The organism is Undibacterium sp. KW1 (assembly GCF_009937955.1).
Classification (GTDB): Bacteria; Pseudomonadota; Gammaproteobacteria; order Burkholderiales; family Burkholderiaceae_D; genus Undibacterium.
The window spans coordinates 3,921,912-3,936,650 of the sequence record NZ_AP018439.1 but is presented as its reverse complement, the minus strand read 5'-3'; the positions used below and the strand labels follow the sequence as shown (position 1 = coordinate 3,936,650).

Annotated in this window: 11 protein-coding genes and 1 other RNA gene; 2 read left to right on the top strand and 10 right to left on the bottom strand. The window is 49.9% G+C overall.

Translation table 11 applies throughout. The features are described from left to right. Nucleotides 1-2 precede the first annotated feature (2 nt). The 5 genes from UNDKW_RS17625 to UNDKW_RS17605 all read right to left on the bottom strand — a co-directional run bounded on the left by UNDKW_RS17625 (nt 3) and on the right by UNDKW_RS17605 (nt 7,402). Nucleotides 3-1,205 (bottom strand): Wadjet anti-phage system protein JetD domain-containing protein, encoded by a 1,203-nt coding sequence (locus tag UNDKW_RS17625; RefSeq protein WP_162059740.1) that lies wholly within the window; start codon nt 1,203-1,205, stop codon nt 3-5. Further along, the gene (locus UNDKW_RS17620) at nt 1,202-4,570 is read right to left on the bottom strand and encodes an ATP-binding protein (RefSeq protein WP_232063024.1); all 3,369 of its coding nucleotides are present in this window, start codon (nt 4,568-4,570) and stop codon (nt 1,202-1,204) included. The genes UNDKW_RS17625 and UNDKW_RS17620 overlap by 4 nt, the downstream gene beginning before the upstream one ends. Nucleotides 4,571-4,574: 4 nt before the next feature. Further along, the gene (locus UNDKW_RS17615; RefSeq protein ID WP_162059738.1) at nt 4,575-5,249 is read right to left on the bottom strand and encodes a DUF4194 domain-containing protein; all 675 of its coding nucleotides are present in this window, start codon (nt 5,247-5,249) and stop codon (nt 4,575-4,577) included. A 2-nt stretch (nt 5,250-5,251) separates the two neighbouring features. Then, nucleotides 5,252-6,706: a DUF3375 domain-containing protein gene (locus tag UNDKW_RS17610; protein ID WP_162059737.1), complete on the bottom strand. Its 1,455-nt coding sequence runs from the start codon at nt 6,704-6,706 to the stop codon at nt 5,252-5,254. Between the two features lie 156 nt (nt 6,707-6,862). Next, nucleotides 6,863-7,402, bottom strand: a complete 540-nt coding sequence (locus tag UNDKW_RS17605; protein WP_162059736.1) for a hypothetical protein — start codon at nt 7,400-7,402, stop codon at nt 6,863-6,865. Nucleotides 7,403-7,563: 161 nt separating this feature from the next. On the opposite strand from UNDKW_RS17605, the gene UNDKW_RS17600 reads away from it, so the two are divergent. Continuing rightward, entirely contained in the window at nt 7,564-7,983 is a 420-nt protein-coding gene (locus tag UNDKW_RS17600) for a DUF1778 domain-containing protein (protein ID WP_162059735.1), read from the top strand. Nucleotides 7,984-8,201: 218 nt separating this feature from the next. On the opposite strand, the gene ssrA is transcribed toward UNDKW_RS17600, so the two are convergent. The 5 genes from ssrA to UNDKW_RS17575 all read right to left on the bottom strand — a co-directional run bounded on the left by ssrA (nt 8,202) and on the right by UNDKW_RS17575 (nt 11,770). Then, nucleotides 8,202-8,561: a transfer-messenger RNA gene (gene ssrA / locus UNDKW_RS17595) on the bottom strand. A 44-nt stretch (nt 8,562-8,605) separates the two neighbouring features. Continuing rightward, nucleotides 8,606-9,289 (bottom strand): HAD family hydrolase, encoded by a 684-nt coding sequence (locus UNDKW_RS17590; RefSeq protein WP_162059734.1) that lies wholly within the window; start codon nt 9,287-9,289, stop codon nt 8,606-8,608. 43 nt (nt 9,290-9,332) lie between these two features. Next, a complete protein-coding gene (gene ubiG / locus UNDKW_RS17585; protein WP_162059733.1) occupies nt 9,333-10,037 on the bottom strand; it encodes a bifunctional 2-polyprenyl-6-hydroxyphenol methylase/3-demethylubiquinol 3-O-methyltransferase UbiG in 705 nt (234 codons plus the stop codon). Between the two features lie 206 nt (nt 10,038-10,243). Further along, nucleotides 10,244-10,900 (bottom strand): outer membrane protein OmpA, encoded by a 657-nt coding sequence (ompA, locus tag UNDKW_RS17580; RefSeq protein WP_162059732.1) that lies wholly within the window; start codon nt 10,898-10,900, stop codon nt 10,244-10,246. 306 nt (nt 10,901-11,206) lie between these two features. After that, a complete protein-coding gene (locus UNDKW_RS17575; protein ID WP_162059731.1) occupies nt 11,207-11,770 on the bottom strand; it encodes an OmpA family protein in 564 nt (187 codons plus the stop codon). Between the two features lie 317 nt (nt 11,771-12,087). Here UNDKW_RS17575 and gyrA point away from each other — a divergent pair, with 317 nt between their 5' ends. Further along, entirely contained in the window at nt 12,088-14,739 is a 2,652-nt protein-coding gene (gene gyrA / locus UNDKW_RS17570) for a DNA gyrase subunit A (protein WP_162042235.1), read from the top strand.

Sequence of the window (14,739 nt, the reverse complement as noted above, 5' to 3'; positions counted from 1 at the left end):
GCTCAATCTGAATTCAGCATCTTTGTAGTGTTCGTCAGTCGCAACACTTCATTCATGACGTACTCAAATTGTATGCGTTCTTGTTCCAGTCTCAGATTCTTTCCCAAGCGATGTTCGCGCAAGTCTTCGAATAGCGCCTGTTCTTCAACATTGAGGCAATTCAACGCATGGGTGACCTGATTAGCTTCTTCACCCCAATGTATTTCATGTCTCAGCAAGCTCTCCCTGTCCATTAAAAAGGAGGTGACATGCTGGAAATGATGGCGCAGCTGGTTGAGAATGGCAAAGCCATGCGTATCGATATCACCCCAATAGTAAATTGCACAGCTATTCAGCCATTGAGCGGATGTCAGCGCGTCCCAGCCATAGCCAGAGCCAAAAATAACAATCGCATTGGCGACTTTAGGAAAAGCCAGAAAATTAATTTCATTCTCGGTAATGAAGACAGTTTTCCCAGATAAATCAAGACCGGAAAAACTGTCTGCATCAAGCATGATGTCCGGGTGGCTGATGCCCGCTAAAATTTGCATACGCTCGTCAAGTACCCTGAAGCGCAAGCGCAGTGGCTTGTCCAGAAATCCATAACGCGACGCAAATTGGCCTATGCCTGTGTAGCGCTCATCAATAGTATCCGGGGGTAATGCCAGATCCAGTAGTTCTGACAATACCGCACGATTTGCCTCAATGAATTTGCTGTGCATGCCAGTAATATCAACTTGACGCAGATAAATTGCAGGGCGTGGATGTTCGCATAACCATGTGATAATCGCCAGCAATTGTGGCCATCGGTCATGCAAGTCGAGTGCCTGCATGGGCCGTTTTTTTAACCATGGCTGCAAGACCGGGAGCTTGCTTAGTGTTTCATCAAACATCAACTGAAAACGCGCAGCTTCCCGTTTTTTGCTTGTTATCGCCAAAGCAGCATCAAGGCTATCTATCCAGACTTGATCTGGCAGGCGTTGCAAACCATGTATGCGGTGGCGCACCTCGCGCCATTCCAAGCGTATATGTGGTAATGAGGCTAGTTCTGCTATCCATTTTCTTACGGCATCAAAGCGGTCGCTGATATCGCTGGAGGTTGGTGCCTTCAAGCTCAAACGTAGCGGGAAGTGCGCTTCAGGTTCCAGTTGCATACGTAATAAATCACCACGCTCCCACAGACGTTGCAACTGGGCTTTTAATTCAGTTGAGTCAGTCCAATTCATGCGAGTACATCCGCCAGCACATGTAATTTCTGTTCGCGATACTCTTCTATCGACAAATTACGCAATTTGGATTCCTGACCATTTTCGTTATGCACAAAGCCAACGCTGGATACATAAGGTTCAATAATATGGATCTTTTGCAAAGGCGTGACGATCAGTAATTGCAGATTCAATTGCTGAAACAGATTCAGGCCATATTGCGCAGATTCATCTGAGCCGCGTCCAAATGCCTCATCAATTACCACAAAGCGGAAAGAGCGCGAACGTTGCTTGTCCCAACCCAGGCCAAATTGATAGGCAAGGCTGGCAGCTAAAATGGTGTAAGCCAGCTTTTCTTTTTGACCACCTGATTTGCCGCCAGAGTCGGAATAGTGCTCATGTTCTGCATCATTGCTACGCCATCTTTCACTGGCCGCAAACAAGAACCAGTTACGCACATCGGTGACCTTGCCAGTCCAGCGTTTATCTTGTTCTGACAAACCCTCGCGGCCGCGAAAGCGGTCTATGATGGCTTTGACCTGCAGGAACTTGGTTTCTGAATATTGCGCCTCGTCGCTACCACTGAGTGTGCCCTCGGTACATGCCCGCAAATCAGACTGAAAATCACGTATGTCAGCATCCGGGCTGATCTGTGATTCGACGATGATGTAACGCTCAGGGTTATAGTCTATCTGGATCAGTGATTCATTGATGTGAGCAATACGCTCTTTGATGGTTTCACGTTCCCGTGCCAATTGCGCATTGAAATTAGCGAGTTCGTTAATGGTATTGACGTTGAGCATTTCCTTGAAGCGTGCTTCAAAGCGTGGCAGGTCGTCCCGGTTCAATTGCTCGAGCAGTTTCTTGTATTCAAATCCGGCATCAACATGGGTATCAAAGTCAGTGGTTTCCAGCTTGAATTCGTTCTTGAAAGTGAACATGGCTTCGCTGATTCTTTTACCCAGCTTTCTCAATTTGTCGTCTTCTGTTTCCAGATTTTTGTGAATGAAACTGCGCACCTCATGCTCTTGTGGATCACATGACTCAACCGTGAGTGCGTGCTTGCCTAAAACCTGGTTGCGTATTTTTTCCAGCAGGGGTGTTATGTCGGCTTCCAGAGCCTGCTTTTGCAGCACCGTCAGCGCCGCTGTCTGCAGGCTCTCTGCCTGTTGCCGCTGGCCTTCATTTTTTGAGCGCTTGTCCTTGAAGCTGTCGAGCTGGCTTTCCAACTCCTTCAGCGCCTGTCGGGCATTTTGCAAATTCTGGTTCAAGGATAGCAGTACATCAGAGGCAGCTTCCAGTCTTTGTTTTTCAAGCTGAAGATTGGCAATCTCTGTAACCAGGCTGGCCCAATTGATTTCTTCAAAATCTTTGAATTCTTCCAGTTTGTCGAGCACAGTGATTCTGGCTTTGGCGGCGTTCTGTGCAGCTTTGGCATCATTCATCAAGGTCATGACACGATGCATGTCAGTTTCCAGCTGACTACGCTTCTTTTCCAAGGCGGCTATCTTGGGTGCATTCGACCAGCCCAGTACATAGCGGCTGCGGTCATTGATGCTGTGGCTATCGTCTTTCTCGTGGCGGCCACTGGGGTCTTTTATCTGACCAGCCATGGTAATTGCCCTGGCTTCCTGACGGAACTGCGCCTGGCTTGCGCAACAGGCGACATCGAAACGATGCAACAGCTCGGCTTCCAGCCATTCATACAATGCAGAATCCGGCTTGATGGCGAGTTTCCTGACCAGTGAATCAGCATGCGGGCTGGCCGGTTTGCCACGTCTTTGCTGATGCACCCGAAAATACACGAAACGCCCGTAAAGATGGTTTGTGTTGACCCACTCTGCAACCTGCTGGTAATACTTTTCTGGCACCAGCATGGACAAGGCAAAGCCACGCATGAGCCGCTCTGCTGCACCTTCCCATTCTTGTTCGCTATCGCGGATTTGTATCAGCTCACCGCAAAAGGGCATGTCATCTTCTGCGATGTCCAGCGCACTACACAAGAGTTCACGTATCTTGATTTGTTTGCTGTCTATATTATTCGGGCGGCGTTTCAGGCTGTTGATTTCAGTCTGTAATTCATCCCTCTCAATCTTGGCTTGCCTGAAGCTGACACCATGTTCTGCGTGTATGTTTTGAAGGCGGCCTTCATCGGCACGCAAATCCTCAGCCAATGTGTGCAAGACCTGGCTTTTCGCATGGAAATCCTGTGAATTATCAGCAGGTTTCTCACCCAGGTCGGCCAATAGCTGGCCGTAACGCTCAGCCTTGCTCTTGCGATTGTCGCGCAGGATTTCTTTTTCCCTGATATCTGCTTCCAGCTTGCTCAGGCGGTCGCCACCATTATTGGCAATGGCGAGCTTGATATCGTCTATCTCAAAACCTTGCTTTTCACGTTGCATCTCCAATTGCAAGACCTGGGCATTATGCCCCAGCCATTCCTCCCCTAAATGATTCAGGCGCTGTGTCAGCAAGTGTAATTTCAAACTGGCAAAATGGCTGGGCAAGCCTTCGCGGCATTGTTTCAGTTGCGCAATGTCGGCCGCTTTGACGATGTGCAGCTCATAATCGGCGACCAGTGGCGTCAGCATATCGGTCTGGCGCTTGGCCTTCAAGACCGCTTCATGGGCGCGGTTCAAGTCTTCAAAGTGAGAGATCAGGGCATCGGTACGGCTGGCTACATCAAAGGGTTCCAGCATGTGGGTGCGTACAAAGTCTGTCAGATTGCCAACCGACTTCATGGACACAGTCTGATGAAACAGTTCCATAGCCTGCTCATTCTCTATGCCAAAACGCCGCCGGAACCAGGCTGCATATTTAGAGAAGCTCTCTTCTACATCTGCACCTGAGGCACGCAGTCTTTTGCGCAACTTATTGACATCTGCATCAAAATTGCCAAAGTCAGCGGCTATGGATAATTCTTTTTCTGCACCGACAAAAAAGCGCGCAGGCTGACCGTGTGGCTCTTTCATCCAGAACATTTGTGCCAGCGTCACTGTCTGATCAAAACCGGCATTGCGAAACACGGCCAGGATGACGGAATAGCTATTGTCCTTGCGCAGCGACACAGGCCTGGCGGTACCACTGACCTCATTGCGCTCTGACTTGAAATAGCCTAGTACGTAAGAGCGCAAATTTCTCTCGCGGCTGTCTGCACCTGCAGCCTTGTTATAGGCTGCTTTTTGTGTCGGCACCAGCAGGGTGGTGATCGCATCTACCAGGGTGGATTTGCCTGAGCCTATATCGCCAGTGAGCAAGCCATTTTTCCCATCCAGATGCAAAGTCCAGACTTTCTTGTCAAAGGTGCCCCAGTTCAGTACTTCCAGTCTATGCAGACGAAAGCCTGACAGCTCGACCTCTGCCATCAGTTCAGTATCAGCTCGCATCACGTCATTCATCAGTTTTGTCCGATACATCTTCTTCGCCAGCGAGTTGCGCTTGGTAGCTGGCCAGCCTGACATCAAAATCAGCCAGCCATTGTGCATCCACAAAGGCTTTCAGTATGCGCCGCACTTCATACGTTTGTGGGCTGCTGCCAGCTTTCAATTTGCGTATAAAGCCCAGATCTATCACTTTGTTGATATGGGTTTCTACTTGATCGACCAGTCTGGCTTCGTTACTGCTGTCTGGTAAAAACACACGCATGAGTCCGGCGATGTCTTCCTTGCTTAAAACCAGGCGTGTGTCACCGCCATTGGCATCAAATTCTGCCAACCTCTTCCTGAGCAAAGCTAATAGCAGACTGACAGGAAACGACAAGGGACGCCGCGCCACGAGGCGAGGTAGCTTGGTCCTGGTTTTCGCTTCCTGCTCTTCTGGTTCAGGGCGGCTTTTGAGAAAGGCATAACCTTCTGCCTCATCCAGCACAAGATCAAGATTGAGAACATTAACATAGTCGCGCACCCTTGCTTGCAGCTTCAAGAGCGCACCCCACAATTGCTCATCATCTTCACGGTACAGAACCGTCTTGAGCAAATTGATCAGCAGCGGGGACAATGCATGGTCTTGATTAGGCGTGGCTAGGTTAGTTGCAGCGTGACCAACAACGGAGGCGGTGGTATCCATGCTCACCTCACAAAAATAACGCGTGGCAGGGTAGCCTGTTTTTGTACTTGCTCGCCACGGGATGTGATTGCGTGCCAGCCTATGGTTTCTGTGTGCTCTTCATCGATCACGGTATTGAAAGACTCATTGCCCAAATGCAGGTAACTGACGAGCTCAGCCAGACCATGTTTCAAGGGATGTTTGGTCGTGATCTCTTGCAGTGTCGCCTGGGATTGCAATTGCAATGCATGTCGTATGTGTAGCATCAACTCTGCTTTGTCGATAGTGAAATAATTGTAGAGCGCATTGGTATCAAGATCAGCGTCGCCAGCCTGCAAGATCAAGTCGGCAATGACTGGCTTGAAAGAGGGGCTGTGTAAAGGGCGCTCCATCGGCAATTCTATCTCTGCCGTCATTTCATCTATGCTGAAAAATTCACCCGATGGTTGTTGCTGGCGCAAAGCCAGTGACTTGGATTCTATGCCGCGCAAGATGTCCATAATGCGGCGATTTTCCAGCCAGGTCTGATCATCCAGAAAGCGCCTTAGTTGTTGCGATAATTGGGCGACTGTGCGCTGGGTATGTTCACCCGCTTCCAGCCAGTCATAATGCACACGTCTGGTACGCGGGCCGGGTGCCAGTTCCTGTACCGGCGTCAAAGCAAGGACATGATCAAGCAACTGCGTCAGTTCCTCCTGCCTGCGGCTGGACATCAGAAAATCCCAGAATGCGCGAAAACTCTTGCCCTGATCTGAGTCGCTGATCGCATCACGTTCCCCCATGATCTGCTCCAGCAAGGCTCCCTTGGAACCCTCCCACAAAGCGATGTGCTCTCGCACCCTGCGGTCAAGCTGGCGAAAGTTGTATTCAACCTCACGAAAATCAGTTAAAAGATCACGTGAAATCTGCATGAATTGCTGGAAGCGGTCTTTGATACCCGTATCATCCAGCAGGCCAAGATCACCACTCAAGACCCGGCTAATCTCTGCATCAATGTCTTCACGTTTCTTTTGCAACTCGGCGATGCGCTTTGCCGGGTCAACTTCGCTACCTTCACTCATTTGTTTAAGTAAGTCAAACAAGGTCAGCAAGCGTGACTCGGTACCGACAAAGCTGCGCTCAGTCAGGCTGCTGAGCCAGTTGATGGCTTTTTCCGTTGCTGGTGTCAGGTCAAACTGCGCCTCGTCAGAGCCCTGTTGATAAAATTTGCGCAACCAGGCTTTATCCGGGCTTGCCCAGTCATTCAAATACTCTTGTGCGCGCTTGGGGAATTCGTTTTCACCCAAACGCTCACGCAGGGCAAACAACTCATCTTCCAGCATCTCAGCCAGATCATCGGCACTCACAACCCTTACATTGGGCGCGACAAAGATGCGATGCAAAAAACTGGCAATCAAGGGCGCATGGTCAGAACATAGTAAGCGCCAGGCGGGATGATGAGTACGCAGGGCGGACAGAGTAGAAAAGTCCAGGGACATGCAGGCTTGCTCGCTATTCAAATTGGTATATGGACAGACGATAATCCTACTGTATAAAGATGGGGGTTGTCATGCATATTTAATAATGGCGTATCAATATGATACCTATGCTTGGTTATTATCGCGCAGGGAACAGGCTTCCATTGCAAGGAGGGTTCAACTTCTGGCCCCATAGTTGGCGAGTAGTTCATCCATTTCATCGCCTACACCATAACCAAATCGATGACAAAGGTGCCTTACATTTTCTAGCCGATCACTATATGACTGTGCTTTTTTGAGCGGAAGGGTGGAGATTGTATCCAGGGCATTTTCAAACATTACTATCAATGCATCAAAATACGTTTCATCTTCCAAAGCTATGCTATCGATGAAACCAGTAGCTTGTTCGCAATAAAAAACCATCAGTTCGGCCAAACCATTAGATTGGCCACCTGCGTTTTTATAGTCGGCTATCGCTTTTTTTGCCCTGCCCACTGAAGTGTCCTGACCAAAATCAGGCCAAAGCCAGCGATGGATAGTGGCTTTATACGGACCCAACACATCGTCACCCAGATCGAATCTGGCATGCAGAATGTGCTGATTGTTTTTGTCGCTGACATATAGATCATGTATCAACTTGATAAGCTCTGTATCGCTCAGGTCAGTTAGCTTGACTTTGACGTCTTTCCAGGACGTTTTTGATTTCTTTGGTGCCATTTATTTCTCTTGTGAAAATTATTTCAGCAATAGTAAATTGCAGTAAGAAGGCTAACATCCGGTTGCTGGGGCTTGCAATATGCTGCATTGTCTTTTATGTTGGCAAATGCGACTCCAAGCGCTAGCCTCTTCCTATCTACTGTCAACAAAATGAGGTTGCCGTGTGTGCTGGCACAATTAAAATCCGTATCTTGCCAGAACAAATGGCCTTAATTGATCGCGCCGCAAATGCATTGGGTAAGAGTCGAACAGACTTTATTGTTGAAGTTGCTTGTGAGCATACTCGGGAAGTTTTGCTGGACCAGATTTACTTTAAACTTGATGATGAAAAGTTTCGCCAATTTAATGCCATGCATGAGGCGTCAGCAGAGCCTAATGCTGGACTGGCGCGGTTGATGGGAGTTGAAGCAGCGCCATGTCGTTCGTGGGCTCGCCGCATGGGGCTCGAAACCCCTGTTCTCCACTTCGCAGCTTGCAAGCTGCTCAGATTCGTGAGGCAGACAACAGCACGCAGGTGCTGTTGTCTGTCCGCACTCATCCCCGCGTCCCGCAGGTTCAATTCACGCAGATCATCAAAATAGAAAAGCCACCCAATAAATTGGATGGCTTCTCTGTTTTGGTGGAGATGGCGGGAATCGGTCATCCTGGCCAGCCATATCGCTTGCAAGCGATATGTCGCTCGTGGGCTCGCTGCATGCAGCTCGAATTCCCCACTCGCCCCGCGTCCCGCGGGTTGGCATACCCACAAAATCAACAAAAATAAAAAACCACCCGATGAAACTGGGTGGTTTTGTATTTTTGGTGGAGACGGCGGGAATCGAACCCGCGTCCGAAAGCACTCTACAGACAGTTCTACATACTTAGTGCTGCCATTTGATTTAATCCTGACGACGCGGACGCACACGCTGCGGCAGGACGAGTTACCTATTATTTAATCGAGAGTCAAGTAACCCGGCTCAAGACGATTCCATATGAATGTCCTTACTGCTGTTGCCAGCCCACCCTATGGACGAAGTGGTGTAAGGTTAGCCGGTATTAAGCGGCTAATGCGTACGAGTTATCGTTTGCAGTTATATAGTTCAGATTGTATTTACGAGGTAGTCTGGCCTCGGTATGCCCTGCGCTGCTTTGCAACCCCCGTCGAAACCTGGTCGTCCCCAAAGCTTTATCAGTATACCCCATTTAGGGCTAGTCCTGCAGTATTCAAGAGCCCACGGCCTGTAAATGTTTGGCGCGTACCAGTTCCAGCAGTTCCAGCGGGCTGTCGATGATGGCGTCGGCTTTCCAGTGCTTGGGCTCGGTCGCGCCGCAATAGCCCCAGGCGGCGGCAATGCTGGTCATGCCTGCAGCTTCGGCAGCTTGTATGTCGCGCAGGTCGTCGCCTACGTACCAGCAGTTTTCTGAGCGTATGCCCAGTTGCCTTGCGGCTTCCAGCAAGGGGGCAGGGTGAGGTTTGGCATGTGGGGTGGTGTCGCCAGAAATCACGCAGCGCGCTTCCTGCAAATCGAGCAGCGGGATCAGCGGGCGGGTAAAGCGCATGGCCTTGTTGGTGACTATGCCCCAGGATACGCCCATGACATCAAGACCGCGCAAGAGGTCTGGCACTTGCTTGAACAGTTTGCTGTGCACGGCAATGGCGGATTCATACTGGTTCAGAAATTCAATGCGCATGGCTTCGTAGTCAGGATGTTCTGGCTTGATGCCAAAACCCGCGCCCAGCAAACCACGTGCACCAGCGGATGCATGGGGGCGTAAACTTTGATAATGAACGGGTGGCAGTTGCCGGTTTTCTCGCATGACATTGACGGCGGCTGCCAGGTCGGGGGCGGTGTCTGCGAGGGTGCCGTCGAGGTCAAACAGGATTGCTTGTGGAGTTCGCATGGTCAATTCAAAAGCATGCCTTCATACTGCATGAAGGCGTTTGTTAAGTTTACAGCGGACGTGTACAGGCAACCATGTAGTTGACACTGGTATCAGCATTCAGCGAGTAGATTTGGGTCAGGGGGTTATAACTCAAGCCCTTCATCGCATGTAATTCCAGGCCTGCATTGCGTATGTCTTGCGAGAGTTCTGCCGGGGTGATGAACTTGGCGTAATCATGCGTGCCCTTGGGCAGCATTTGCAGCAGGTATTCTGCACCGATAACGGCAAACAGGTAGGCCTTGGCATTGCGGTTCAGAGTGGAGAAGAAAACATGTCCGCCTGGTTTGACCATTTTCGCACAGGCCTTGATGATGGATGCTGGGTCGGGTACGTGTTCCAGCATTTCCATGCAGGTGACAACATCAAACTGGCCAGCCTCTGCTTCTGCCATATCTTCGGCGGCGATTTTTTTATAGCGCACGTTAACGCCGGATTCGAGGCCATGCAGGTCGGCGACCTTGAGGGCCTTGTCAGACAGGTCTATGCCGGTAACGGTCGCCCCTTTTTGTGCCATGGATTCGGCCAGGATGCCGCCGCCGCAACCGACGTCGATCACCTGTTTGCCTGCCAGCGGCACACGCTGGTTGATCCATTCCAGGCGCAGGGGGTTAATTTCATGCAGTGGTTTGAATTCTGAGCTGGGGTCCCACCAGCGATGGGCAAGTTCACTAAATTTCTGGATTTCTGCGGGATCAGCGTTCAAGGTGGACATGATGTGGTTTGAAGTGCCGGGTCGGGGCATGAGCTGCGAAACCGCTATTGTAGGCGATTCAGGGCTGTACCGCATTGGCGGAAAATAAACATAGTATGGAAATACTCTGGGAGTGATTTAGGTCTTAAGCCGAAATGAATAGCATAAGCCGCAAATAAAAAAACCCGCCGAAGCGGGTTTTTAGAAGCCAGGCTTCAAGTACTGAATTACTTGACGTTGCGTGTACCAACAACTTCGATTTCAACGCGACGGTTTTTGGCGCGACCATCAGCTGTTTTGTTGTCAGCTACTGGTTGTTTTTTGCCTTTACCTTCAGTGTAAACACGGTTGGCTTCGATGCCTTTGCTTACCAGGTAAGCTTTGACAGCTTCAGCGCGACGGATAGACAATTTTTGATTGTATTCGTCAGAGCCTACAGAGTCAGTGTGACCAACAGCGATAACGACTTCCAGGTTGATTGCTTTCAGTTTGGATGCCATGTCGTCGAGTTTGACTTTAGCTTCTGGTTTCAGAACTGCTTTGTCAAAGTCAAAGAATGCGTCAGCTGCAAACGTTACTTTTTCAGAAGTAGGTGCAGGTGGAACTGGTGGTTTTGGTGGCACAACTGGTGCAACAACTGCTGGTGCTGCTGGTGCTGTAGCCGGAGCTGGTTGTACCAAGGGTGCATCGCAACCTGGAACTGCGTCAGCAGGTGTCCAGTAGCCAGTACGCCAGCACAGACCAAATGGGTCACGTGCAATTACACCGCGACCGTCTTGTACATAGGCGCTGTGTGGCTTGTTAGCCATAATGTCTTGCTGTGCGGAAGCAGAAAAGGATGCTACTGCGGACGCTGCGATAACGAGCTTGACTAAATTTTTCATATTTCTCCTCTCGGGTGAGATTATTACCGCAGATGAACTGCGCAAATTACTGCATAAAACCAGATAGTACCACGGCGATGATGACATTACTATTTCGTCAAACATCATGTCAGCCATAAATAAGCATTCGTTCTATTTTGCCATAATCATCAATATAAAGACGAAAATTGTTAAATCGACAAAGTTACAGTTAGTTAAATATGTCGTATTTTGACAACGAAATGTATGCTTTGGCAAGCTAATACCAGTTCCGGAGCAGAAGTGTTTTGTTTTTAACCAGAAAAACGACGGGTTTTTACACTGAAATTATTTGGCGAGACCGCGTCCTTCGACGACGATGCGCCTGTTTGGTGCAAGGCATTCTGCCAGTTTTGCTTTAGGTAACTTGTCATCGCAAGCCTTGATTTGTTGGGTTTTACCCATGCCCATGGTGTCCATAGGGGCACTCAGGCCCTTGCTAGCTAAGTAAGCGACCACGGCATCGGCATTCTTTTCAGATAATTTCTGGGCTTGTGCATGGCTGGCTGACAGGTCGGTGTGGCCACTGACGACGATGAGATCAACTTTGGCGCAGTTGGCCAGCTTGGCTATGACTTCATTGTCTATGCGCTCTTTACCCTTGTCATTCAATACAGATAATTGTACGGATTTTTTGTGCTCAAAAATTTCATCGCTTTGCAGGGTGAGGGCAAAGTCGCAGCGTTTTGGTGCAGCAGCCGGGGCTGGGGCGGGTGGAGTAACTGCGGCAGATACAGGGGCTTCACCAGTTTGTGCCGCAGATGCTGGTGCAGCAGCGGTTTGGGCCAGTGCTGTTGAGACGGGCAGGGCGAATGCTGCGAGCACACAAAGTGCTGTCAAATTTTTTAACATGGTTGTCTCCGTGGGGAATTATTTGTCAGGTGTTTTTATTATGCTTTTGATTAAATCATATAAATTTGCACCCCGGCTGTCATTTGAATGACAGTGTTGCACGCTGTCAGTTGGCTATTTTGCTGCCTATTGCCAGTGTTTGCCTGACTTAATTGCTATAAATGGAATTCAACGTAGGAGGCATGTTAGAATCAAGAGTTAAACGTCAGTCTTTAACAGTCTTAATAAAATCTTATTGGATTTCACTTATTGGATTTCAATTAAGGACGTTATTAAAGACGTTATTAATTAACCAAGCTCTAATTCGCCGGCCGCCAATGGATCAATTCGCAAAAGAAACACTCCCGATTTCCCTTGAAGAAGAAATGCGCAAAAGCTATCTCGATTACGCGATGAGCGTTATCGTAGGTCGCGCTTTGCCGGATGTGCGTGATGGCTTAAAGCCTGTGCATCGTCGCGTATTGTTCGCGATGCACGAAATGAACAATGTCTATAACCGCCCCTTCGTTAAATGTGCGCGTGTGGTGGGTGAAGTCATGGGTAAGTACCATCCCCATGGCGATGCCTCCATTTACGACACGCTGGTGCGTATGGCGCAAGACTTTTCCCTGCGTTATACCCTGGTCGATGGTCAGGGTAACTTTGGTTCCATCGATGGCGACAATGCTGCGGCGATGCGTTATACCGAGTGCCGCCTGGACAAGATCGCCAATGAAATTCTGGCCGATATCGAAAAAGAAACAGTCGATTTCGTTCCCAACTATGACGGCAAAGAGAAAGAGCCTTCGGTTCTGCCTACCCGTATCCCGAATCTGCTGATCAATGGCGCATCCGGTATTGCAGTGGGTATGGCGACGAATATCCCGCCACATAATATTACCGAGATCATCAATGGTGCTCTGCATGTCTTGCGCAATAGTGATTGCACGATCGATGAACTGATCGAGATCATCCCTGCACCTGACTTCCCTACCGGCGGCATTATCTATGGCGTGTCTGGTGTGCGCGATGGTTACCGCACTGGCCGTGGCCGTGTGGTCATGCGCGCCAAGACCCACTTTGAAGAGTTTGGCAAAGACAGCCGTACTGCGCTGATCGTTGATGAGCTGCCTTACCAGGTCAATAAAAAATCCCTGCTGGAACGTATCGCTGAACTGGTACGCGACAAAAAGCTCGATGGTATTTCTGATATCCGCGATGAATCCGATAAATCGGGCATGCGCGTGGTTATCGAGCTCAAGCGTGGCGAAGTACCTGATGTAGTACTGAATAATCTGTACAAGCAGACGCAGTTGCAAGATACTTTCGGCATGAACATGGTGGCGCTGGTGAATGGTCAGCCTAAATTGCTGAACTTGAAGGAAATGCTGTCCTGCTTCTTGTCGCATCGTCGTGAAGTAGTGACGCGCCGCACCCTGTTTGAACTGCGCAAGGCACGTGAGCGTGGCCATGTGCTGGAAGGCCTGGCTGTTGCGCTGGCGAATATCGATGACTTTATCGCCATCATCCGCGCAGCGCCTACGCCACCGATCGCGAAACAGGAATTGATGACACGCGCCTGGGATAGTTCCATGGTGCGTGAGATGCTGGTGCGTACTGCTGCTGACAATTCTGGTGGTATTGATTCTTTCCGCCCTGAGAATTTGCCTAAACACTACGGCATACAGCCAGATGGTCTGTATAAATTGTCTGACGACCAGGCGCAAGAAATCCTGCAAATGCGTTTGCAACGCCTGACTGGTCTGGAACAAGACAAGATCGTCAATGAATACAAAGACGTCATGGCCGAGATTGCCGATTTGCTGGACATCTTGTCCAAGCCAGAACGCGTCACCGTCATCATCACTGATGAACTGACCCTGGCCCGCAATGAATACGGCGAAGGCAATAAAGACGTACGCCGTTCAGAAATCACCCATAACGCCACAGACCTGGGCACAGAAGACCTGATCACGCCGCAAGACATGGTCGTGACCCTGTCGCACACTGGTTATATGAAGTCGCAACCTTTGTCTGAATACCGCGCGCAAAAACGCGGTGGCCGTGGCAAGCAGGCGACAGCGACCAAGGATGATGACTGGATCGAGCAACTCTTCGTGGCTAATACCCATGATTACATCCTGTGCTTCAGTAACCGTGGCCGCATGTACTGGCTGAAGGTCTGGGAAGTGCCACAAGGCTCGCGTACTTCACGCGGCAAGCCTATCGTCAACATGTTCCCATTGCAGGACGGTGAAAAAATCACCGTCATCCTGCCTTTGTCTGGCGATAACCGTACTTTCCCTGAAGACCATTATGTCTTCATGTCCACCAGCCTGGGCACGGTCAAGAAAACACCTTTGACTGATTTCAGCAATCCACGTAAGGCCGGCATTATTGCGGTTGATCTGGACGAGGGCGATTTCCTTATCGGCGCGGCACTGACCGATGGCAAGCATGATGTCATGCTGTTCTCTGATTCCGGCAAAGCAGTACGCTTTGATGAAAACGATGTGCGTCCTATGGGCCGCACAGCCCGTGGTGTACGCGGCATGAACCTGGATGAAGGCCAGCAGGTTATTGCCTTGCTGGTGGCTGAAAATGAACAGCAATCTGTGTTGACTGCGACTGAAAACGGCTTTGGGAAACGTACACCTATCACTGAATACACCCGTCATGGCCGTGGTACCAAGGGCATGATCGCGATCCAGACTTCCGAGCGTAACGGCAAGGTTGTGGCTGCAACACTGGTTGAGACAACGGATGAAATCATGTTGATCACTACCGGTGGCATCCTGATACGTACCCGTGTTTCCGAAATCCGTGAAATGGGCCGTGCAACTCAGGGCGTGACCCTGATTGCGGTTGAAGACGGTACCAAATTGTCTGGCTTGCAACGCATTGTGGAAACAGATGCCGATGTAGATACAGGCGATAACGGTGCTGGTGAAGCAGAAGGCAGCGCACCAGAAGCCGACGCAGCGGAGTAA

Bases quoted from the DNA above. Each gene is read 5' to 3' on its own strand.
- UNDKW_RS17625 (WP_162059740.1), bottom strand. From the start codon at position 1,205: ATGAATTGGACTGACTCAACTGAATTAAAAGCCCAGTTGCAACGTCTG.
- UNDKW_RS17620 (WP_232063024.1), bottom strand. From the start codon at position 4,570: ATGCGAGCTGATACTGAACTGATGGCAGAGGTCGAGCTGTCAGGCTTT.
- UNDKW_RS17615 (WP_162059738.1), bottom strand. From the start codon at position 5,249: ATGGATACCACCGCCTCCGTTGTTGGTCACGCTGCAACTAACCTAGCC.
- UNDKW_RS17610 (WP_162059737.1), bottom strand. From the start codon at position 6,706: ATGTCCCTGGACTTTTCTACTCTGTCCGCCCTGCGTACTCATCATCCC.
- UNDKW_RS17605 (WP_162059736.1), bottom strand. From the start codon at position 7,402: ATGGCACCAAAGAAATCAAAAACGTCCTGGAAAGACGTCAAAGTCAAG.
- ubiG (WP_162059733.1), bottom strand. From the start codon at position 10,037: ATGTCCACCTTGAACGCTGATCCCGCAGAAATCCAGAAATTTAGTGAA.
- ompA (WP_162059732.1), bottom strand. From the start codon at position 10,900: ATGAAAAATTTAGTCAAGCTCGTTATCGCAGCGTCCGCAGTAGCATCC.
- UNDKW_RS17575 (WP_162059731.1), bottom strand. From the start codon at position 11,770: ATGTTAAAAAATTTGACAGCACTTTGTGTGCTCGCAGCATTCGCCCTG.
- gyrA (WP_162042235.1), top strand. From the start codon at position 12,088: ATGGATCAATTCGCAAAAGAAACACTCCCGATTTCCCTTGAAGAAGAA.